Origin of the sequence: Serratia sp. JSRIV004 (assembly GCF_019968705.1) — a bacterium.
Taxonomy (GTDB): domain Bacteria; phylum Pseudomonadota; class Gammaproteobacteria; order Enterobacterales; family Enterobacteriaceae; genus Chania; species Chania fonticola_B.
In genome coordinates this window covers 43,235-65,090 of the sequence record NZ_CP074141.1, presented here as the reverse complement: position 1 = coordinate 65,090, position 21,856 = coordinate 43,235, and the positions used below count along the sequence as shown (strand labels likewise).

23 protein-coding genes and 1 pseudogene are annotated in these 21,856 nt (G+C 49.7%); 8 read left to right on the top strand and 16 right to left on the bottom strand.

What is annotated here, in order from left to right; all coding sequences use genetic code 11:
* Window positions 1–84: 84 nt before the first annotated feature.
* From KGP21_RS29280 to KGP21_RS29230, 11 genes are all read right to left on the bottom strand, one after another.
* Complete coding sequence (locus KGP21_RS29280) at window positions 85–906, bottom strand: N-6 DNA methylase (RefSeq protein WP_223499827.1); 822 nt, start codon at window positions 904–906, stop codon at window positions 85–87.
* A 92-nt stretch (window positions 907–998) separates the two neighbouring features.
* Window positions 999–1,244, bottom strand: coding sequence for a hypothetical protein (locus KGP21_RS29275; RefSeq protein WP_223499816.1), 246 nt, complete (start codon window positions 1,242–1,244; stop codon window positions 999–1,001).
* A 43-nt stretch (window positions 1,245–1,287) separates the two neighbouring features.
* Window positions 1,288–1,722, bottom strand: coding sequence for a hypothetical protein (locus KGP21_RS29270; RefSeq protein ID WP_223499817.1), 435 nt, complete (start codon window positions 1,720–1,722; stop codon window positions 1,288–1,290).
* 690 nt (window positions 1,723–2,412) lie between these two features.
* Window positions 2,413–2,619: a hypothetical protein gene (locus tag KGP21_RS29265; protein WP_115160158.1), complete on the bottom strand. Its 207-nt coding sequence runs from the start codon at window positions 2,617–2,619 to the stop codon at window positions 2,413–2,415.
* A 101-nt stretch (window positions 2,620–2,720) separates the two neighbouring features.
* The gene (locus KGP21_RS29260; protein ID WP_223499818.1) at window positions 2,721–3,041 is read right to left on the bottom strand and encodes a theronine dehydrogenase; all 321 of its coding nucleotides are present in this window, start codon (window positions 3,039–3,041) and stop codon (window positions 2,721–2,723) included.
* A complete protein-coding gene (locus KGP21_RS29255; protein WP_223499819.1) occupies window positions 3,038–3,388 on the bottom strand; it encodes a conjugation system SOS inhibitor PsiB family protein in 351 nt (116 codons plus the stop codon). The genes KGP21_RS29260 and KGP21_RS29255 overlap by 4 nt, the downstream gene beginning before the upstream one ends.
* Window positions 3,389–3,427: 39 nt before the next feature.
* Window positions 3,428–5,461 carry a ParB/RepB/Spo0J family partition protein gene (locus KGP21_RS29250; protein WP_371822223.1) on the bottom strand — a complete coding sequence of 678 codons (2,034 nt, stop codon included), beginning with the start codon at window positions 5,459–5,461 and terminating at the stop codon, window positions 3,428–3,430.
* An 87-nt stretch (window positions 5,462–5,548) separates the two neighbouring features.
* A complete protein-coding gene (locus KGP21_RS29245) occupies window positions 5,549–5,758 on the bottom strand; it encodes a DUF905 family protein (protein WP_223499821.1) in 210 nt (69 codons plus the stop codon).
* A 55-nt stretch (window positions 5,759–5,813) separates the two neighbouring features.
* Window positions 5,814–6,371: a single-stranded DNA-binding protein gene (locus KGP21_RS29240; protein WP_223499822.1), complete on the bottom strand. Its 558-nt coding sequence runs from the start codon at window positions 6,369–6,371 to the stop codon at window positions 5,814–5,816.
* A gap of 947 nt (window positions 6,372–7,318) precedes the next feature.
* On the bottom strand, window positions 7,319–7,894 hold the full coding sequence (locus KGP21_RS29235; protein WP_223499823.1) for a methyltransferase: 576 nt from the start codon (window positions 7,892–7,894) through the stop codon (window positions 7,319–7,321).
* A 45-nt stretch (window positions 7,895–7,939) separates the two neighbouring features.
* Window positions 7,940–9,316, bottom strand: coding sequence for a DUF3560 domain-containing protein (locus KGP21_RS29230; protein WP_223499824.1), 1,377 nt, complete (start codon window positions 9,314–9,316; stop codon window positions 7,940–7,942).
* A 700-nt stretch (window positions 9,317–10,016) separates the two neighbouring features.
* Here KGP21_RS29230 and KGP21_RS29225 point away from each other — a divergent pair.
* The gene (locus tag KGP21_RS29225; protein WP_223499745.1) at window positions 10,017–10,592 is read left to right on the top strand and encodes a hypothetical protein; all 576 of its coding nucleotides are present in this window, start codon (window positions 10,017–10,019) and stop codon (window positions 10,590–10,592) included.
* A 4-nt stretch (window positions 10,593–10,596) separates the two neighbouring features.
* On the opposite strand, the gene KGP21_RS29220 is transcribed toward KGP21_RS29225, so the two are convergent.
* On the bottom strand, window positions 10,597–10,755 hold the full coding sequence (locus KGP21_RS29220; protein ID WP_223499746.1) for a hypothetical protein: 159 nt from the start codon (window positions 10,753–10,755) through the stop codon (window positions 10,597–10,599).
* A gap of 416 nt (window positions 10,756–11,171) precedes the next feature.
* Between KGP21_RS29220 and umuD the strand changes: the two genes are divergently transcribed.
* Both umuD and KGP21_RS29210 read left to right on the top strand, forming a co-directional pair.
* Complete coding sequence (gene umuD / locus KGP21_RS29215; RefSeq protein ID WP_223499747.1) at window positions 11,172–11,594, top strand: translesion error-prone DNA polymerase V autoproteolytic subunit; 423 nt, start codon at window positions 11,172–11,174, stop codon at window positions 11,592–11,594.
* 11 nt (window positions 11,595–11,605) lie between these two features.
* A pseudogene (locus tag KGP21_RS29210) lies at window positions 11,606–11,758 on the top strand (DNA polymerase V subunit UmuC); the annotation flags it as partial.
* Between the two features lie 20 nt (window positions 11,759–11,778).
* Here KGP21_RS29210 and KGP21_RS29205 read toward each other — a convergent pair.
* Together KGP21_RS29205 and KGP21_RS29200 are read right to left on the bottom strand one after the other, a co-directional pair.
* Window positions 11,779–14,007: a Mov34/MPN/PAD-1 family protein gene (locus KGP21_RS29205; protein ID WP_223538573.1), complete on the bottom strand. Its 2,229-nt coding sequence runs from the start codon at window positions 14,005–14,007 to the stop codon at window positions 11,779–11,781.
* Window positions 14,004–15,185: a metallohydrolase gene (locus KGP21_RS29200; RefSeq protein ID WP_223538572.1), complete on the bottom strand. Its 1,182-nt coding sequence runs from the start codon at window positions 15,183–15,185 to the stop codon at window positions 14,004–14,006. Before KGP21_RS29200 ends, KGP21_RS29205 begins: the two co-directional genes overlap by 4 nt.
* A 135-nt stretch (window positions 15,186–15,320) precedes the next feature.
* Here KGP21_RS29200 and KGP21_RS29195 point away from each other — a divergent pair, with 135 nt between their 5' ends.
* Window positions 15,321–16,181: a WYL domain-containing protein gene (locus tag KGP21_RS29195; protein WP_223538571.1), complete on the top strand. Its 861-nt coding sequence runs from the start codon at window positions 15,321–15,323 to the stop codon at window positions 16,179–16,181.
* Window positions 16,182–16,223: 42 nt separating this feature from the next.
* The gene (locus KGP21_RS29190) at window positions 16,224–16,700 is read left to right on the top strand and encodes a hypothetical protein (protein WP_223538570.1); all 477 of its coding nucleotides are present in this window, start codon (window positions 16,224–16,226) and stop codon (window positions 16,698–16,700) included.
* Window positions 16,701–16,770: 70 nt separating this feature from the next.
* Here KGP21_RS29190 and KGP21_RS29185 read toward each other — a convergent pair whose 3' ends face one another.
* Window positions 16,771–18,981, bottom strand: coding sequence for a tyrosine-type recombinase/integrase (locus KGP21_RS29185; RefSeq protein ID WP_223538569.1), 2,211 nt, complete (start codon window positions 18,979–18,981; stop codon window positions 16,771–16,773).
* Window positions 18,965–19,972: a site-specific integrase gene (locus KGP21_RS29180; RefSeq protein ID WP_223538568.1), complete on the bottom strand. Its 1,008-nt coding sequence runs from the start codon at window positions 19,970–19,972 to the stop codon at window positions 18,965–18,967. Before KGP21_RS29180 ends, KGP21_RS29185 begins: the two co-directional genes overlap by 17 nt.
* Window positions 19,973–20,042: 70 nt before the next feature.
* Here KGP21_RS29180 and umuC point away from each other — a divergent pair, with 70 nt between their 5' ends.
* The 3 genes from umuC to KGP21_RS29170 are packed head-to-tail and all read left to right on the top strand — an operon-like array spanning window position 20,043 to window position 21,704.
* The gene (gene umuC, locus KGP21_RS29175) at window positions 20,043–20,942 is read left to right on the top strand and encodes a translesion error-prone DNA polymerase V subunit UmuC (RefSeq protein ID WP_371824875.1); all 900 of its coding nucleotides are present in this window, start codon (window positions 20,043–20,045) and stop codon (window positions 20,940–20,942) included.
* Window positions 20,932–21,165 carry a DUF4113 domain-containing protein gene (locus tag KGP21_RS29830; protein ID WP_371824874.1) on the top strand — a complete coding sequence of 78 codons (234 nt, stop codon included), beginning with the start codon at window positions 20,932–20,934 and terminating at the stop codon, window positions 21,163–21,165. Before umuC ends, KGP21_RS29830 begins: the two co-directional genes overlap by 11 nt.
* Window positions 21,162–21,704, top strand: a complete 543-nt coding sequence (locus KGP21_RS29170; RefSeq protein WP_223499748.1) for a hypothetical protein — start codon at window positions 21,162–21,164, stop codon at window positions 21,702–21,704. The genes KGP21_RS29830 and KGP21_RS29170 overlap by 4 nt, the downstream gene beginning before the upstream one ends.
* Window positions 21,705–21,856: the final 152 nt, after the last annotated feature.

The window sequence follows — 21,856 nt, the reverse complement described above, 5'->3', positions numbered from 1 at the left end:
GTCCCACTGCGGGACTCATTTTCCCAGCATTAAAGCGGGGAGGTTCTCCCCTTCCCGCCGTGCATAACATCTCAAACTTCTGTTTTAAACCGTCGTTTTAGCCATCAGCTGCATAACCTTTGCCAGCGCATCCCATTTCTGCCGCAGGGCCAGCCGGTCTTTCCATCCGTTGATATAATAAAGCGGCGTAAAACGAACCCGGGTGAATTTCATGGTGAGCGCATCACCGGTGATCACCCTGGCAGGGATCCCCAATAGGCTCAACTGGATGAAAGCCATATCTGCGGCAACAGGATCAATATCGATGCACTCAACATACAGGTGTTCGGAAGGATTTAACCCCTCTTCCAGCATGCATTGAGCATAGGCAAGCACCATCCCCGCTGCGCCGCATGCTGGCTCATGCAGTTCGATCCAGCCCTGTTTCTGGACGACTGCCGCAATATCCCCTGTTAACATTTTCGCCATCATCAGTTGGATATTATACGGCGTAAAAAATTGGCCCATCTTATCGGAGCCTAGTTCCAACTCCATGAATATCGATCCCAGAAAGTCATGGAACTCCCCTTCCAAGGCTGTGACCATCAGACAAAACAGTTTGTTCATATTGTCCTGATCGGCAGCCGTGTAACAGTCGCAAATCCGGCGGCTGCTCTCGATGTTCTCCGGCGTTCGGATGCGAGCCATATCCAACTCACTGGCCGCCAGTGTTATGAAGTCACGAAACACGTCCCAGCGCCGCATATTTTGCGCTGTGTGAGCAAAGGCACTGATAAACTGCTTTCGGGCCACATCTGGGGTGATCATGCGCACGGGGTGGGCAGGTTTTTCGATCAGAGTGGGCTTGGCTTTTACGGGGACGCTTTCAAACGCGCTACACAAATCAGTGAAACTCAGTTGTGACATAGGCTTATCTCCATGTTGGTCGTTGAAAGCTGGTCTAACTTTCTCAGGGGTAAACCAGCTTAGTTGAGAAGGCAGGGGAAACCCCTGATTTTTCATCTATGCGTGTTATTTTTCAGGCTCAATAGCGCCTGTTTTTTTCGCTCGATTTTCCAGCCCTTTGTAAAACCAACCAACCAAGTCAGCATGCGGTCAAGACGGTTGAACCTTACCCCATAGTGATCGTTGGCATGTTCGGACATTGCTACCTCTTCTTGTGCGCTATCTACGGCACGATGCCAAAGACTCCAACACTTTGCAGGGGACTTAGAAACAGAGGCGTTGCCGCTAGTTTTTTTCATTTCGCTTTGTCCTGTTTGGTGGTAAATGCTAATCACTGTGTTGTTAACAATGATACTGTTGCAAATGGCCATAGAGGGGTAATGTGTACGTACGATCGGCATTCCAGATATCGCCATCACTTGTCACTTCCACGAACTCGCCGTTTTCCAGACAGCGCCACAGATCGCCATCAACGGTAAAGTGATAACCGGTGCTGCTGATACAGACGTCTTGGATAGGCACCTGCACCTCCACGGCATCCACAACAAAGTTGCTTTCCATCGGCGCAAGCAAGCCGAATTTGAAAGCCGCATCCAGCCTGCTCTTTGCAAAGAGAAAATGCTGATGACAAGTGCTAAAGCCTCCACGAGCGCTGTAGGCGGTGTATTTCACGACAAAACGGCCCAGCTCTTGATTGGCGAAAGCACGTTGGTCTTTTACCCATCTTTTGGGAGGATCTTGCGTGGCGGTTTTGACGTTGACGTTTTGTGTGTTCATGCTGTTTTTCCCCTTATCAGGTAGTTAGTCCATCTTTCGGTTAGGTCTCACGCGGCAAATGGCGTAAGGAGCAACAGGCATGGGCAGAAAACAAAGGGCCGTTTACGGCGTTTACCTTCCTTTGTTTTCTGAACGTGAATGGTGCTACAAACAGCCATCCGCGAAGAACTAAACGAGAGAGGGATCACCAGGGGCAACAGTATGAACACACCCGGCACGACGGAACGGCGGGACGTCCTTGGCGCCCTGCCGCTTTACCGCGGGGCAGTGAACGCGCTGGCCACCGGTCAGCTGCAGTCCTTGACCTGGTCGTTAGATATCAGACCCAAGCCTTCAGGCCCGAAACCCGCTTTTTATGCGGGGTTCGGCGAAGCTTGCCCGGCATTTTTTGGCCGGGTTAGCTGAGTAGGGGTGACGACCAGGCAAAGCCTGGAAGCCGAAGGTATCCAGACTGCTGTTGACCTGATTTTGGGCCAGAGAGATGCGACACCAACAGAATGGAATGGAAACTATCGGAGAAATGACAATGAGAAAGACAAGGTAAAGAGTGTTGTTCAGGAAGAAGAGAGGTTTAAACAGCAATTCGGGGATAACAGTTCACCAGGAGAAGAAACGAATGAGGCAGGAAAGTACGGGAAAAAACGGCACCGCAGGTGCCGTCTGTTCTTGACCTTCCCGCCCTGGCCAACGTCATTTTGCCCTGGTACCCGACTCAGGCTCAGACTCAAAGGCAATCACGCAACCAACGATCATGGAAACGGCCCAGATCACTTGAAAGGTGATATGCACCAGTGCGCTACTGTATGACAACAGCATGCCGGTGAATGGGATAAGCAACAACAGGGTGCTATAGATAATGAACTTCCCGCCAACGCTTTTTCGCTGTGCTGGCGACATTTTTTGCACTCTGGGGTTGTTTGCGATCTTACGTCTTAGGTATTTCCACATACCCACCTCCCTCTTAGCGACTGAAAATAGCATTGTATTCAGTATAGTATTCATTTTCCCTTGAAGTAATCAGGCCGGTTTTCCAGCTCGCGCGCTATCAGCTCATCAGCAAACAACGGCGCGGCTTTGACCACTCTGCGCTCGAGATTGCGCTGACGTGCTTGTGCTTTGCGCTCCGGACTCCAGCGGCGTATAGGCTTCACGTCCAAAAAATCCAGAGACACAGCATAGTCACCCCCCGGTACAAACAGGGCCATCACACTAGCTGGCGCACGCGCACCGGCAGGAACATCTTCAAACACCAATATTTCTTCACCGGGGCAAGGTCGATGAGGGTACGCCCACCGCAGCGAATAACGCCATTCATTCACCGCCGGTCCTCCAGTTTATTAGGCAACATTAGCTCGTCCAGCCACTGTTCTATCTCTGTTCGGTTTTCCAGCTCGCCATGCATTTCACCGACAATTGCCCATAGCGGTTGCCCGTACTCAAATGACTGGCAGAGTACATTGGTAAAGCGCTTACTCCATGCCTGTACCCCGCACCATTCTTGCCGGTGTTCGCAATCGATCTGCCAGCAGTCAGGCAAACCCAGCGCTGCGATCACCGCACTGGATAACCGCAAGCGTGCCTCCTCGCCGCGTTCGCGGTACTGTTCAAAATCGGTGGCGGTAAAGGCTTGCAGCTTGGCTAACGTGAATTTTTCTTCTTTGGTCATCGTGTTATCAGCCGCCCTTTCGGGCGGCAGCTCCAGTTATCAGGCTGCGTCAGTGGTGGCTGTTTCGTCGGAATGGGTTTCGCCTTCAACATTTTCTGCGTTGGCAGGATCGTCGACAGGTGCCTCTTTAGGTTTAGGCGCGGTCATCCACACTGGCACCCAACGGTTACTTGCCATCCGTTCTTCGGCCAACTCTGCGGCGTCCCCTTTCTTCATCTTCTCCGCATCACTTGCCGCACCGGTGAAACCCGCTTCATTCAGGAACTCGACAATTTGTGGTTTTTTCAGGTGGTCAAAGAAATTGGCTTTTGTCGGTTGCCACCAGTCACGCAGTTCGAAATCAAACGCCGTTTCCACCGCATCGAGCGGACTGCGTGTCGTATGCCCACATTCACGGGTCTGTACACCATCCAACCCGCAAGCCGCACATAAACCGAGGATGGAAAGCAACTGCTCCCCTTTCAACGTAAAGAAGGTGGTAAAGTCACGATCCCAACCTTCCGGCAACATGGCGGTGACACGATCGATTTCTGCTTTGAGAGCAAGATAAGCGGTACCCTCTTTGCCTGACGGCGCATTTTCCAGCAAGCTATGGTGTGAGCAACGCAATGACGCTTTGAGCGCAGACGTCGAACCGTAATGATGTGATAACAGGTCACGGCACAACGTCCATGCCAGCAATGCAACGGCCTTCGGTATCTGTTGTACTACCGCTGCCTGTACCGCAAGCGTCCGTTCCGATGACATTTTGGTCAGCAACGGTAAACTGATGTCGTCCACCGGTTCGGGTTGGCGGGTATAAGTGATACCTGATGATGTTCGAGTCTCGTTGTCTGCTTTGGCCCCCTCTGTCCCCTCCTTCTGTTCCCGAAGAAGAACCCCGCGCTGAATGCAAACGTCATCATCCTCAAATGACACGACCACCCCAGCCTGTGCTTTCTGCTCAGGTGTCCACGACCGGATCGCTACAGCCGATTCAAGGTCTTCAATCTGCTGTTGAATCTCATATTCATCGTCGTGGGTGTCAACCTCTTGCAGCGCGGCTGTCAGCGTGTCTAGGCGGGCCTGTTCTTCTTTGGTAAACAAAGGTGCAGGGGTAGGCAAAAAGCCGTACGTCTGCGCATCCTCTCCCCAGCGTTCTACTTGATCCATCCGATGCAGACACCATGCCCACCCTTCGTTTTCCTGTAGGGCATGGGCAACTATCTCCAGCTTGTTAACGAGGTGTGTATCAAGCAGGACTTTATCGACATAGCCGCCATCGTCCTCGCTAAACAGATCACGGCGGATCTGGCTGTCCTCAAAAGCATTGGCTCCGACAAATGCAAACTTCCCGCTACCGCTGATCTGGACTTCACTGGCGGTTATCAAGCTGCGTATTTGATGAATTTGGGGCTTGCCGTTGTAGCTGTTCTCTTTGGCCATATCCAGAACCTGCAACTGGCGCTCAGGGTTATTCTCCAGCGCCAACACATGACAGTGCTCGGTTGTGAGTTCATCTTTAGCCAATGCATCAAGGATAGAAGGAGCCAACCCGGCCAATTTCAGCATGCGCTGGACGTGACGGGCACCATACCCCAGCAGATCACCGATCTGCGCTGGCGTATTCCCCTCTTCAGAAAGTGTACGGAAGCCGATGATCTGTTCGGCGGGGTGCATTGATTTACGCTGGCCGTTTTCCGTCATCGATGCGGCAACCGCCAGTTCGCGTGGAACTACCTTCACAGGCACAAAAGGTTGATCGGCATCGATAAGCCCTTCGCTCACCAACAGCGCGGTAGCCTTTTTACGGCCACCACCACCGACAACGCCCAGTTGGCCGTCAGGCAGCGCAATAACGATCAGGTTTTGCAGTATGCCGACCCCCTTGATGCTGTCGGCCAATCCTCTGACTTCTTTGTCCGTATGCGGAACGATACGTGTGTTCAGTTCGGTATCGGCCAATTGAGAGAATGGCACCAGAACAACCGGCGTACTTTCGAGCAGGGTAACTAGTTCTTTAGACACGGCTTTTTCTTTCGCCTTACTGCTAGCTTTCTTAGCTGTTTTTGCTTTAGACTCGGTAACTGACATAGTTGGTACTCCTTATGTGTTGACTACTGTCTGCCGGACGGCTCACGTCCGGCACCCTTTTGCTTACTGCTTTTTCACACCGCACTGCTAGATATAGCGATTCAGCCAATACCCGGCATCTTGTGAGAAATTCCAATCGCGCCAGCTCATTGCGCCATCGACGCGAACAACAAGCCGAAAATGCGTCCCCTGATCGTCCTCGATGGCAACATTGCTGTAGGCTGCTGCTACAACGTTGGCCTGTTCACGCGTAAACGGGCCGTCTGTTGGTAACAAGACGTGCTGTTGGTCAGCCATTGGCTATAAACTCCTGTTAGTGATGCCCTGCTTGCACAGGGCGAAAAGGTAAATCCTAAAACGGGATGTCGTCTTCAAAATCCATCGGCGGGTATTGACCACCTTGCGGCTGCGATGGTGGCGCTGATGGTGCTTGCGCGGCATCTGCTCCCTTTGGCGACCCTTTCCCTTTAGTCGAGCGCTTGCCCTTGGCCGGTGCGCTGCTGGCTGCTGGCTGCGCGGCAGCCGGAGGTTGTGCAGGTACGTTGCCGCTAGTCTGGCGCTCGCCGCCGCCCAGCATTTGCATGGTGCCATTGACCTTCACCACGATTTCGGTGGTGTACTGATCAATACCCTGCTCGTTCTGCCACTTGCGGGTTTGCAGTTGCCCCTCGATATAGACCTTTGAGCCTTTGCTCAGGTATTCCCCGGCCACTTCGGCCAGCTTTCCGAACAAGACAACGCGATGCCATTCGGTTTTTTCTTTTTGTTCGCCCGTTGCCTTGTCGCGCCATGTTTCGGAGGTCGCCAGAGACAGATTGGCCACCGCGCCCCCATTGGGCATATAACGAATTTCGGGAGCCTGACCCAGATTGCCGACCAAAATCACTTTGTTTACGCCACGTTCTGCCATGATGAATCTCCTTATTTCCGTTGAGCTTTCGCTTTTGAAAACCATCACCCGTTGAGTTGTCGGGGCCGCGGTTTTGATGTTATTGCGGGGACCTGCTGGACTTTCCCGCTGGGTATTACCTTCACCCGTTTGAGAGTCGTTCGCCGCGAGGGCGTAAACGAGCACGGCCCGGTGAAGATGTCTGGGGGGAGCGGGAAATTTTTTTCGGTCTAATGAAATGGCCGGAAAAAATTTATTGCGAAAGGCATGGCCGGCCCCTAGACAGCAAGACGGGTTGTGCTTGTCTCAGCCCCGGCGAAAGAACTCAAATGGGTGAAGATATCCAGGTAATGAAACGAGCAGGAACCCGTCGCAACGACGAAACGCGCGGGCGCGAAACGGCGTTGCTCCTTAGCGCTCTGCAGTCATTTCGCAGAGCAGTGAACGCGCTGGCCCTGGCCAGCTGCAGGGGTTGACCTTGATGTTAGATAGCAGACCCAAAGCCTTCTGGCCCGAAACCCGCCTCAAGCGGGGTTCGGCGAAGCTTACCCGGCATGTTTTGGCCGGGTTAGCTGAGTGGGCTGACGACCTGGCTATGCCAGGGAGCCGAAGGTATCCAGACTGCCGTTAATTCTTGTCCATCAGCTGCTGGCCAGAAGCTACCAAAGGAATAGAAGGGCTATCAGGAAAATAAGGAAATGAAGCAGGAAGAAGACAAAGAGGAGAGAGAAGATACCAGGGAAGTAGAAGAGGAGTCAGCTCACCAGGAGCGGCATAGGGAAGAACAGCGCCGCAGGCGCTGTCCTCTCTCTGGCTTTTTGCCGCTGACCTTTCCCCGCCGGCGCCCATGAGAAACACAGGACCGGCACCAGGACGCGAAACAGGTATTCACCCCAGCTCGACGGCTCAACACCCCGACCCAGGCATAAAGGGGGCATCCGTTCACCCCCTGTGGCTGTGCGATATTTTCAGGCCGCCCCCAACCGCACTATCGCGGTAGACGCATCGGTAAACGCAAACGCCCCACGCGGCAAAGGCTCCCAATGGTCAGAAAGCGGCTTGAGCGATTTGTTTTGCCGTGGCCCGTTCAAGCACACGGCGGTCAGCACGCCACCGGGTATCAGCAACGAGCGGGCATGCAGAATATGTTTGATATCCGCGCCCTGGTTGAACGGCGGATTCATGATAATTCGGCTGTAGTTTCCCTCTGAAGCATGCGGCCAGTATTCCAGGAAATCACTGCAGATCACGTTGATGCCTTCAAATTCGTTTCTCAAGTGCTGGCAAAGCTCGGCGTTAATCTCTACGGCATCACATACCGCAGCGGGTGCCACTTTCCTGATAGTCCTTACAATCGCGCCGGTCCCCGCGCTCGGCTCCAGTATGCGATCCCCATTGCTGATGTTGGCCAGGTGAACCAGACGGTCGCAGATCTCATCTGAGCTAACAAACAATTGTGAACAGGCCGGAACCTCAACCACCGAGGCGCTACGTTCAATTTTTCCGCGCATCATCTCGATACGCTGCTTAAGTGCCAAATGCATCTTATACCCTCTATGGCTCCCCGGAGTTGATCCGGGGAGCAATTTTTATTTGTTCGGGATTTCAACGGTTTTCATGTCGCTGATATACACAGATGACAGCGTGCAACCTTGCGTCATCACTCGGCGGTAGCGATAGGCTCCGTGGGTGTCGGTGGCCTCAACGGCCCGAACGCCCTTGTAATCACGGTGTTTCGCGGCCCATTCGGCTTTGGTCATCGTCACACATCCCTCGTCGGGAACATTCACGTTCGGCGGACGTTTTACTGTCTTACTGGCAGCTTGTGCCTCTTCCTCTGTGGGGGCTTTATAATCGGTGATGCGATCAACGGTGAGTTTCATCGTGCCCTTGTACCCTAAAAAATTGTGCCACGGCGTTTCCAGTGAGGTGACTTCTCCGTTTCTTTTGTTGATCTTGAGGATAGGCAGCCATTCCTCCCTGCAAAGCACCTGACCGCCGACTTGAAATTCTTTCGCGCTCGTTATCACGCTGCCGCTCTCGTTCAACATGGCCCGTTCGTAGCTCAAGCGATTGCGGTAATGTGTCGCCCAGCGTTGATAATGGCGGATAGCCCTATCATGGCAAGGGATCGCAACATCTCGGGCCTGTTCGGCCGTGATAATATCTTCATCCAACGCTGAATACAGACTCATGCGCCCTTCGTACTGGCTTTTATCCTGTGGTCGGGGGTACTTCTCCAGGCTAAAACATGCGTAAATACTTTCGTAATTGCTGATTGCGATGGCCATCTTTAAATCCAGGTTATCGGAGCGCCAAAGTTTCAGAAATTTTTCCGAGTCTGCGATATTTTTTTCTGCCTTGCGCAAGTCGGCTTCAATTTTTTTGATCCGGCGATAGCGCACGGCTGGCAGTTCTTTATATTTGGCGTGGGCCAAGGACGCCGCAGCCCTTTCTTGCCAATACTCTGACCGTTCGAACAGCATGACGGCCTTTTGCATACCGTTTTCGATTTTTGCGGCATGCCTGCGCGCTTTTCGCTCGCTATGATGGCCAACAAGGATCGGCTGCCCAAAGGGAACCGCCGAGGCCAGCTTATCGACCGCCGTTAAAACCTGGCTGGATTCTGCCGCGCGTTTCTCGCTGTAACCGCTGAAGCGTTCGGCGCGTTCGCTCTGACGCTCAAACAACGTGCTATCTTCATCCTCGATGTCACCGGCAAGGCTCATCAAGACATCTTCGCGGCCCGGCGTCCACGCAGGCGCCACGAAGAAACGCTGTTTAGGTGCCCATTTGAAACCCGCCTTGCTCACTGTCGCGTAGGTTTCTTCATCGAGACGATGGAGGGGATACAGGCGCAATTTGTTGTCATCGGGGGAATAGGTCGCCCGATACTCATTGCTGTTGAATTCATGAGATGCCTCTGTAGGCTTCGCTGTCGCGCCCTGGACGTTTTGTTGTGACATGTTTTGAATCTCCTTATGTGGTTAAAGTGATGCTTCTGTGAGTATTCGCCGTCGCAAACTGGCCCAGACCACAATCAGGAGCGCTGGCAAGGCCGCCGCAGGCGTTCATACCAGCCTTGCCAGAAGGAGCGATGGAGTGTGGTCTACTGCCTAGCGACGGTCGGAATAACTCACGGAAACTCACCCCACAGCTGAGGGTGAAACAGGGCACAATGCGGAACGGCGCAGCAGCAGCGAAAGCCGTTACGCGCTTCTGAGCGACGGCAGCAGTATCGCCGTCGTGGTGAATGCGCTGGCCAGTGGCCAGCTGCAGGGGTTGGTGTTGGACAGCAGACCCAAGCCTTCAGGCACGAAACCCGCATCATGCGGGGTTCGGCGAAGCTTACCCGGCATGTTTTGGCCGGGTTAGCTGAGTGGGCTGACGACCTGGCTACGCCAGGGAGCCGAAGGTGGCTCCAAGAAACACCCATCAAGCTTGAAAGACCTATAGGGTTGAAAGCGGAACAAAAGTAGAGGAAAGAGAAGTGAAATGGATACAAAAAGGTAAGAAAAGTTAGGAATTCAAATTGGCATTGAGGACAAGCACAACCGTTCTCGATTGGAAAAGCGTTGCAACTATGGACAAACGATTGTCTCTTTCCTCTGATGTTCGATCTCTATGTTACACTGCTGTTTTTCCAGAGTTTAGTTGCGTGGTGGTATGAAAAAGCGTGAGTTTGATGAATTGCTTACCGGCGTAGGAGTTTTGACCGTCGATGCTTATGCTCAAGAAATGAAACAACTTTTTCCAAATCTGATACTTCCGACACTTCAGTTTGAGGTTTGTAGTCCTGCACATGCCGAGCTTTCTAAATCATGGCGGGATACATCAGTATATAAGGATGGATACGGATGTTGGTCTTGGGAGACGATTTATCACAAGTCGAAATATTCAACCAAAAAGTTTGTTGTGGCAGTATCGAGCAACGGCAAATTTGGTGGACTCTTTTCTGGAAAATTATCATCAAATGAAGTAGAGCTGCAGTTTGTACATCGTGATGTTGACTGCCCCTCACTCAAGGGGTTCATGATCCCAGCGTCTGTGACGTTTTCGGCTTTTTTAGGTCTGGCCATGTCTCGCGACGTTCTTTCTGTGTGTGAGCCAGCTAAAGCGATTGTTGACCGGTATGAAACGAGTATGAAAGGAGATGTTGCTTTTACATACAATAATCAAAAGGAAGTGCTTCGGATGAGTGTTCCAGTTGATGAGGTTGTATCCCCACCAACTGATCAGTAGAGGACTAACTTTTATTAGTGTCTTGCGCCGCTACAGTTGGTTCATTTTCGACGTACAGCACTGCTCTCTTATCTTCTGCGGAGAGATTTGGATATAGAGTAACACCTGCTTTACGCATAGCATCTAAGCGCTGCATTGGTGTCATATCTTTAAATTTTGTCATCTCATCTACCCTCAAGCTCATGCATAACGCAGATACCGCGTTTAAATAATTCTATACGGATTACCAAATTTACTCAACCAAAGGTTGAATACTCCTTGTACAGGGCTTTGCACCCAGAAGCGAAGCGGATATGCGTCACTGACATCTTCCTTCACGACATAAGGTAGTTATCCACATTAAGGGTGCATATCCGGCGTAGAACCCTGTGAATAACCTCGCCACCTCGCGTCTTAAACCGCCGCACCAGAGGTGTACGTTTTTCACTCAACAAGGATTGGTCAACTACTGCCTGGCAACTTTATTCCTTTGAAAAGCAATGCGCTGCTTTGACACACCATTATTTCTACCGATCCCACTTGCAAGCCCTATAGGTAACATCAATAATACACTGTATAAATATACAGGTAAATGATGTTATGACGATTGAAATTTTTAAATACTCACCAGGCACAGCCCCACTCGCACTGCCACTTTTTGCTGACTCATGTGCGGCAGGGTTCCCAAGCCCGGCGCAGGACTACATCGAAGCTCAGTTGGATCTCAACGAATTTTGTATACGGCATCCCTCCGCAACCTACTTTGTGCGGGCAGAAGGCGAGTCAATGGTAGAAGCTGGCATTCTGTCTGGTGATCTGCTGATTGTTGATAAGGCGGTCAAACCCACGCATGGCGACATTGTGATCGCTGCAGTCGCCGGTGAATTCACTGTCAAACGGTTGTGTACTACTCCGCGTCTTTGCCTGCAGCCAATGAATCCCGCCTACAGCCCGATATTTGTCGATCCGGACGAACTGGACATATTTGGTGTGGTCATGCACGCCATCCATACGCTTCGTTGAGCGAGGTGCCTATGTATCTGCTGTGTGATGTCAATTCGATGTATGCCAGCTGCGAACAGCTCTTTAGGCCTGATCTCAAAGGAAAACCGGTGATCGCTCTCAGTAACAACGACGGAGCGATTGTGGCGGCCAACGCGCATTATGTGGAATTGCAAGTATCTCTGTAACGCTAATCACGATAACTTTATCTGACTACAATATTGATATCGTTTTCCGCAACAATCAGCATCACGGCAGGTAAACCTTCCACACTCATTTTTTGATGTAATTTTTTGATTAAATTATCATCTTCATTACTGGCTTTTGCTGAAAAACCTTGAGGATGGGAGTGCCATTCACCAACATAATCGACAACACGGGCTGTCAGTTGTTGAACCCGTTCTAATGCTTCCTGTTGCCCCGTTTCCCCTCGGACAAAAGAGGCTGGAGTGGATTTGCTGTCGTTAGGTTCTGGGAGCACATCAACCAGAATAATAGTCTTGTTCTTAAAATCTGTTATACCCACAATAGCGCCTCCTGTTTCATTCGGCAGGGCCTGTAAGCGGGTCTGTTTCAACTTTTGTTCTAAGCCTTGATCGTATCTAACAATCCATTCGCCAGAAATTACAGATACCACTGGGTGAAGCTCAATTTCATGAGCGTTCACTGCCCCCGAATTTTCATCAGACACCCAGATACATAATCGAGCATCATTTTTAAGAATAGTCTTCCGTAGTTGACGTGACAGAATACCAGCATGAACATGAATACATTCGTTGGACATACGTACAGAAATATCCCGACATCCACCGCCGACCCAGCGATCACCATAATTGTGCTGTAGATGAGTATTTCCCCACTCGCTGCCTAAAATGGCGCGATAGTATTGCCCTTCTATCGCATCGATTCGGCATTGTCTGTCTGCATCCTCCATTAACATCACGCTGGACTGGCCTGATGGTGTCAGAAACAGACTAACTGTTCTGGGGATATCATCTTTTAACGCTAGGGACCTCGGTACCTCAAAGGTGGTGCTGACATCCACAACTAAATGCGCCTCATTCACAGCTCTGGCAATATCATCATCGTCATCAAGAATGCTTTTATTAATTGCCTGAGGGAGAGGCTCATGCGGATAAATAGATTCAGCAATGTGCTGAATAATATGGGGTTTAGAAAACCCAATATGACAATCAAAACCAATATGCCGAGCCAAATTATGTGGAAGAAGCCGATCTGGATCAATAAAAGTCCATTTGCCCCAACCCATTCGAATCCAAATATCAGCTAATGTGCTACCAAGAGCGCCAACTCCAGCTAAAATACCTTGGAAAGTTGCACTCTCTGAATCAACGGCAGATATGTCTCTCGCATGTGTGACCTTCATAGTCGAACGTATTTCAACTGGTAAAAGCGGTAATTGTCGCCACTGGGTACTAATTGGTCCGCCAAGAAGTCGTACGCGATGCTGTACTCCTCGCTCATTTTTTGGCGCCAGTATATCTAGTGCATTGGCAAGTTCACTGAATGAACTTTGCACGACATAGCCCATAACATCCGTACGTTCAGTTTCCCCGCCTCTTAAACGAGGTATCCAAAGCAAGATCAGTAAGCCTTCCCCTTTACCAGATGTTGGACGGAGACCATCACTTGGTATTGCTTCATAAACAGCATCAGTTAGTGGCTTGAGGAGTTCACTTCCCCATTCATTAAGCTGCTCTTCTAATTTTTCCAAGTTGTCCGGATATTTGGCCACCGTAGAAACATCGACAGGAGGAACTGCAATAGTTAATAAGCGGAATGGCTTAACGTTTGAGGGATCTTGTTCAGGTACAGCCCTTAAAATAATCGGTCGCCCTTTACTGACCATCTGGAGGCTGAGCGTATGGTCAGTAGCATGATGATAATCGAGGTGATTGGCTGGCAAAATGAGCTGATAGGGGCTCAAATAAAAAAGTTGCTCAAGGGGCTGATCTTCTCGATGTAGACGCAGTTCGGCCGATTCTCTAAGCCACCAAAAAATTCGCTCAAGGAATCTCTCGGGTGTCCAGCTGCGCTCAACTGCGTTCCAGGAGACCTCGTATAGGCAAAGAATTCGTGGTGAGTTTGGTTCCCCAGCATGCTGATGAGAAAGAACAGGGAAATCTTTCCGCAATGTATGAACCAGGATAGGGATACTTGACTTGGGATTGACCTCAATAGCCAATCGTTCTTTACGACGAATACGGGCTTGATTACCAGAAACCACCGTCCCATCAGCAGCATCAATGATTAGATATTCCGAGCGGTTATCATTTATTTCAGAAAATCGTATTTCTCTAACTGTGATGTAAGGATGATTCTCGCATGCTTTAAGTAGCGAAATAGTTTGTGGGTAAAGGCTATCACGCCCCGATGAATCGAGGCGCTCACCCAATTCGAAATATTCGATCATTGGTCTGATACACCAGCTCTGGGTGCTGCCGCCGTAGCAGCACTTGCCGCAGCAGAAACTGCACCAACAATAGCTGGAATCAATCTTCCGTCTCGTGCCACTTCAAACTCAAGGACAGTTTTATCTTTAAGGTCGCCAGTGCAGCTGAACCAGCCATCAACATTATCCAGAATATCATCGTACTCACGTTTAGCTCGAATGCACGGAGGATCATAATCGTCATCAAGTATCTGTTTGCTGCTGGAAACAATTGTGGCCCCGGAACGAGCTTGCCCTAAAGCATTACGGGCAGCATCACAAACCAGAGCATCTTCTCCCCATTGTGACCAGCTATAATAGGAAAGTGAATGCCACGAACAATGATGGGGTGTGAGGAGAAGATCATACTCCAGTGCTTCAGGATTGCTTTTGTAACGATTCCATAATCGCTCCCAGATGAGAACTTCTGCATCCCCACCTAGTAAAAAGTGCATAGGATTACGAGAATATGCGGAGGGCAGTATTTTCATATTCATAATGATACTGGATTCATTTTTAGAAAGGGCTTCTTCCAGATTTTCATCATCTTCATGTGGTGCGGGTGCCAGAAGTTGTGCAGAAAAAACGTCTGAAACCTGTCCGTCAATTCTGGTGAATGTATCTCCAGCTTTAATAAGAATGGCACTCAGATCATCCGTTTTACCATTAATATCTTCACCCATGATAAGAATACGATTACCGCTAAATGCATAACCATGTTCCCGCCAGTATTTTACACGGCGCCGAGCTTCAGTATTAAATGCCTGAGCATCTTCGCAAAGTGTGTGATTTTTCGAACGACGTCGAAAAATCAATGGTGATGACCACAATTCTCGAATAATGATACGTTTTTCTGAGCGTTTTAGATGGTCATCTGGGTAGTCTTCAGGACGGCCCAGCCAGAAATGTTTACGCAGACCTCCACAATGATCTTGATCGGGATGGCTCAGCATAAAAACATCAACAAAAGGACGATCTTTTTCATCGTACTTCAATCTGTTACGTAATGCCGAGGCAACATCAGGAGTGTCATCATCGGGGTCATCAGCAGCAGAGCGGATATGTACATCAGTAAGAATGGATGTGCCCCGGGTATCGGCCAAACGCACTAGTGTCATATCACCATTGCCGACCTGGAAAAAAGTAACTTTTGCTGCCATCGACATCTCCTTTAGGGATACGCAAGATTGAGGTTAAGGACATCTGCTGCTAAGATACATCTAGTAATTATTCTAGTCTAGTAATTATGCGTATATTTTTTAGACTAATTTATAAGTATAGGAAATGATTGATAAATGATTGATAAAATTGCGCGGACTGGCCATTGGGGACAGGAAAGACGACTTGAGTTCATCGATTTTCGCCTACTTTGGGAAGGTCGGCTTAACCGTGCTGATATCACGACATTTTTCAGAATTTCTGTGCCACAGGCTTCGTTAGATTTGGCAAAATATCAAGAAGTTGCGCCAAACAACATGGTGTATGATCGAACACTGAAAACTTACATTACTACCTCAGATTTCAAACCTGTTTTTGCAAGTTTTGACAGTAATCATTATCTGAATGAACTACTCGGGCGAGAAAATGAAATAGTGGATCCTTGCGATAGTTTCATTGGATGGATACCCCCGGTAGCCAGCCTTCCTCTTCCTGCCAGGAAAGTACAACCTGAAATCTTGATTGATTTGATCCGGGCCATGCAAAGAGAACAAGCTTTGGTTGTTGATTATCGGTCAATGACTAATGAACCAACGATTCGTACGCTATACCCGACAGCATTTGCACATGATGGTCATCGGTGGCATGTTCGCGCATATTGCTTTAAGTCCATGATGTTTAAAGATTTTGTTCTTGGTAGATTTTTTAATATTATTGAATTTGTTTCCCCACAAACTTCAATTCCCCAAGATATTGACTGGGATACATTTATTGACGTAGTAATAGGTCCAAATCCTAATTACAACGCCAATAAAAAACTGTCTATTGAACATGACTATCAAATGATACATGGTGAAGCGAAAATTCGCATACGTAAAGCACAATTATATTACCTTAACCGTCGACTAAATTTGGATGTAAAAAACGATGGTTCCATAGATGACAGGCAGCAAATTATAATGCTCAGAATAGAAGAATCTAAAACATCTTTAGGATAAAAATATGAATGGGATTGGTGTTAATAAAAAAATAAAGAATGGATGATTGTTTTCATTATTATCTACCTCTTTATTTTGTTATGCCTCGCAACATACGCCATCGGTGCGATGTCTCTAGGGTGGTTGCCAACTCCTTACGCACCATTAAGGGTACCATTGATGTGTGGAGCTATTGCCTATATCGGCGGTTGTTTATACTGCTTTCGTGCAATTTACCTCAATAAATGCATTAGGAAACAATGGGATCCAGATTGGCATGTATGGTATTTCATCCGCCCGCTTACCAGTACAATCGCAGGTGCAATCAGTTATTTATTTCTTAAAGCAGGATTATTAGTACTGGAGTCTAGTTCCAATGTAGGGGCCAGTGAAATGGGTTTCTTTGCGTTGGCGTTTATTGCAGGATTTAATGTCGATAAATTTGTCGCGAAAATTGAGGAAGTTGCAAAGGCCGTGTGGGGGATTGAAAAAACCCGAAGTGCAACTAATAATATAAAAGACTTGGATGGAAAAGGATAGCCAGGATATCCAAATTAAATTGGAAATAGTATTGTAATCTATTCAGGAAAAGAAGATAAAATTAGTAATTTTATCTTCTTTTCGCATCTGGGGTTTCAATATTTTTTAGTTTGTCGATTAACTTATCCATTGCACCAATATCATTTTCTACTGCTGCCTGTTCTTCTTCCGTCAACGGGATCTCCTGCATCAGTTTGAGCAAATTTTGGCGGCTCTCGATATATTGCGCTTCTGATGAAGATTTAGGCAGATAAAACGAACATTTCGCACAAGCCATGCGGTGTGGACATTGTTCAAAAAAATCATAACTGCACAAACCGTGTCCCAAATCATAATAGCGCCAAGGCTCGTCTTTCTGAATCTGTCCGGCCGTAATTGCATCCTGATCGATCAGCACTGAAACCATACGCCGGTTTCTCTCAAAGTACCCGGCTTTAGATAACGACCCGGCAAGTTTTGTCGGTGTAATATCGATATAATGCTGTGTCGAACTAGGAGACGAATGACCAAGCCAGCGCTGTAATTCAAATAATCCCAGTGGTTCCTTGGCGTTAAACAATTGGCTGGCTATAGTTGCCCGCGCCCTATGGCTCGTGATGGTTCCTTTGATATCTTCGTTTGGAACACCTGCTTTACGGCAAAGCATCGGGATTAAGGATTTATTAATATAGCTCTGGCTAATTCGTCCTGCTTTATGCATAAAAAGATAACTGACAAGTTCACCCGTTTTTAAATCAACTTGTTCAGGTTGCATACTTCGCTCCTTTTCCCAGCAGTCAATGTATTCCCCTACGATTGGATCAACCGGTTTGGTAAAGGCAGTACTGGTTTTGTTCACAGGAACATCCAACAGACACGTTCGGGAACCGTCTTGATGTGCATCATTCTGCCAGCGTATACAGCCTGTTCGCATCCGCAAAATTTCATCGCGACGCAACCCGCCAAACAGCCAGAGAACACATAATGCACGAACCATCGAAAACGGGTAGCGGTAATAGAGTTGTTCGCCATACTGAAGATCCTGCTCCTGCAGGTTTAGCCCTGCCCAGACAAGTTTACTCCATATATCATCAGCCACGACTCTTGGAGCGGGACCAATACTGGCCCGGATAGAGTGGGGTAAACGGAAAGTTCTCACAGGATCAAACCGAACAGTAATTAGCCCCCATTCCTGAAGGTCCCGAAAAAAAACTCTGACGCCCTGTAAAATCCCCGCCCGGGCAGAGGCCGTCATCAACTGACCTCTTCGGTTCAGGTACATATGACGAGGTTCAGACCACTGACCTACTTTCATCTGACAAACGACTGCCACGTATTCAAGTGCAATATCTCGACTCCAGTCTGCGGGGGAGTGTATGTCTGGATGGGTGTCTTTCAGCCAGCGCCCACATTGCAGGATACGATACCAAGTGCTAACTCCTGATGAAGGGGCTGTAACAGCGGTATTACGCCAGCGCTCACACCACCGCAGCCATTCTTCCGGAACGTTGTTGGTTGCCTGATATTCCCCCGCAGGTCGCCTGCGTTCAAGAATACGATGGTCAATGCCAGCTGGAAACTGGCCCATTGCGGCAAATATTCTTGACAGTGTGGCTGCAGAGCGGCGCATATAAGCAGGCCCTGAAAATATCACCCTTCTGAGCGTTTCCAGTTCCAGTTTTTCGGGGGCAGCCTGCCGCTGACAAAGCATGGCCAGCAATAACGCATTACGAATGCTGTTGTCAGCAGCGACAAAGCCTAGGCGAAGCATGTCCTCCTGAAGTTTGTTTATTGCCGCATCAGTAGCTGGGCGGCCAAAGACTTTGACAGAAAGCCGGTACTGATAAAAGCAACCTGCCGCCTCGAGTCGGTTAAAACCGCACAGCAACCAGGCAAGTGCGAGGACATACTGACGGCAATTACCACAACTGCCATATTTTTTGCGAAATGCCTCTTCACTGCTACATATCACTTCGAGCCAGTCTTCCTGTGTCCATGACCAGTAAGTTTTCTCCAGTCGGTGCATTTCCAGGATGATGACATGAACCGCGGAATTGGTCGTTGTTGATGCTGCATGCATCCACTTTAATGTCACTCTTAGTGGAAGGAGTAGGCGGGCAAGCCTTTGCCTTACAATGTTCGACCAACTTTGACGGTTACTTCCAACAACATACTGAGTCAGATTTGCCAGTGTATTTCGTTCAATCTGCTGTAATTCAGGAGAACAATCCCAACTGGGGTCAGACTGCCAGACTTCATGAATAAGGGGAGCTGGCGCATCACTTTCAGTTTTCATTGCCATCAGTATTGCCCTCCTTTAAATGGTTCAAACGATGCGCATGTATCGACGCCATACCCGCTTTAAATTTTTCCGTGAGGTCGCGTGCGCTCAGATGGATATAAAGCAACGTTGACTGGATGCTCTGATGACCAGCAAACGTAGCGATTTCATGAATATCCCAGTTTGCTCTGGCAAGATCAGTCAGGCAAAGATGCCTGAATGTATGAGTACTCAGTTGCGGAAGTCCCGCCTGCAGCGCTAGCGATCTCACGATTTTGGACCAGGTCCACCGGGTTATTGGTTCGGTTCGATTGCGACAGGAATAAGAAAGAAACAGCGGGCCACGAGAAGTACTTAATTGCCGCCGCTCAGCCAACCAGAGGTAATAAAGTTCTCCAGTTACGACAGAATAGGGCACAATCCTGCCTCGCTTAGTTTTTGTTGTTTCAGCCCTAACTGTCAGTAAGCGACGAGACGGATCAATATCGCCGGTGGCTACAGAGCACAATTCCTCCCGGCGCAGGGCACAGTCGTACGCAAGAGCCAGCATAAAACGATTACGTATTGTTGCCTGACGGGCCGCGATCAATAAACTTTCCCAGTCAAGGTCATTCGGTATCCAGGGTAGACGCCGCTGCGCCTGAATAAGACCTCTGCGCCCGCCCCCGCCAGGACGCCAGCTTCCGCGCATAACGGGGTTAAGAGTTATCAACCCGTCCTCGCGCAGATAGTCACAGTACAACCGAACTATGGTGATTCGGTGACGAAGGCTAGAAGCAGCCAGATGCCGGGTAAGGTTAAGATAGCGAACGTACAGAGCCAAAGTTTCCCGACTGACTTCTGTGAGGTTCACTTCGTTTTGGTGACAAAAATGCAGCCAGTCATCGACCCCACGGGCATAAGCCTCAACCGTATTAGGTGCTAACAGCAAACTCTCTTGTAAACATAACCAGCGAAAAGCTGTAGGCTCAGCCATCATGCAGGGTAAAGATGCTAACAATGAAGCACGCATACTCTTTCCTTCTGAGGAAGAAAGCATGATCTAAGAATAGGCAATTCCAAATAACATATAAGCAAAGAAGCTGGGAGTTAAACGTGGCACACCGTACTTTCAGGCCAAAGCGCTGATCGAGCAAAACCGCATAGCGTGCTTCAGCTCGAACTATGCGCTCTACGGCGACATGAGTTCACGCGTCATGGCCACACTTGAAGCTCTGGCCCCCCGGCTTGAGATTTACTCGATCGACGAGGCGTTTTTGGACGTCACCGGCATCAATACCTGTGAGCCTTTACTCAATTTTGGCCGTCGCGTACGGGCAACAGTGGCACAGCAAACCGGGCTGACGTGCGGAATTGGCATAGCGCAAACGCGTACGCTAGCCAAGTTGGCCAACTACGCAGCAAAGACATGGCCAGGAACGGGGGGCGTGGTTGATTTGAGCGATCGCCAACGGCAGCGCAAGCTCATGGCACTGCTGCCGATCGATGAAGTGTGGGGCATCGGCCGCAAGCTCTCTGCCAAGCTAAAAATCATGGGGATAGAAACGGTGCTGCAGCTGGCCGACGCCAACCTACAGTTGATGAAACGTACGTTTGGCGTGGTGGTAGAACGTACAGTACGTGAACTCAATGGTACGCCGTGCATCTCTATCGATGCGCTGCCGGCGAAGCAACAGATCATCTGCAGTCGCAGTTTTGGTGAGCGCGTCACGCAGCTGCAGGACATGCGCCAGGCAGTCTGCCAATATGCAGAACGGGCAGCGGAAAAGTTGCGCCAGGAACGCCAGTATTGCCGTCACGTCAGCGTTTTTGTGCGCACCAGCCCGTATTCCAACGATCCGTATTATGGCAACAACGCCAACCAGGTGTTGATGTTGGCCAGCCAGGACACGCGGGATATCGTTGCTGCTGCAATGAAAGCTCTCGACCAGATTTGGCGCGATGGCTACCGGTATCAAAAGGGCGGGGATCATGCTCAATGATTTCTGTAGCCGTCCAGGTCAGATCGATATGTTCGACGACACACCGCCACGGGCCAACAGCGATAATCTGATGAAGGTTGTCGATCGCATTAATGGTACGGGATTGGGTAAGATATGGTTTGGCGGTCAGGGGATTGATAAAGGCTGGCGAATGAAGCGCGAGATGCTCTCCCCTGCCTACACGACTCGATGGAAGGATCTCCCCAGGGCAATCATTAAATGACCTATAGCAAGGAAGTGCTGGCACCCTATGGAATTGTTCAAACTGGCCCCGAATTTGGTACCTTTGGCGAACGCCGCTGCCTATTTGAAATACCGCTCGCTACAGGGCGCACGGTCTGGATGGATCAGCGCCTGACAAAGCAATCAGACTATTGGATCGTGCTTGTCGAAAAGCGGCCCTTCCTGCAGGCCTGGGCACGTGCTCACCAAGAACGTCACCTGGCAGTCGGCGATGAGTCCATCTGGCGCCAAGACAGAAAATTTGCTAGCGCTGATGATGGATTTTCGCCTGGAAGGGAAAACCCTGTGCCACTGGCAGAATGTGGGGGAGATTACGTGGTTGAAAAGGGTCTTCCCGCTCTCAGGTTGTGTTTTGGCAATGGTGTGACCAGGACGATCTGGCTGCTGGCCAATGGCGTGGAACGTTTTCCCGTCAAGGTTTCGACTGCCAGGACTGCACAGTTGATCCACCGTGGCGCAGGCGTAAAATCTACCTGCCCGCTATCCATTAGTGGGCTTTACGAAGTGATTTATCCTTGAATAAGCGTAACTCGGATGCTGATTTCCGCCCTTGCCATCAGACCATAGCCGAAGGCCCGAAACCCGCGCTTTTGCGGGGTTCGGCGGAGCTTACCCGGCAACGAGCCGGGTTAGCGTAGTCCGGTTGACGACCCTGCGCAGCTGGGGAGCCG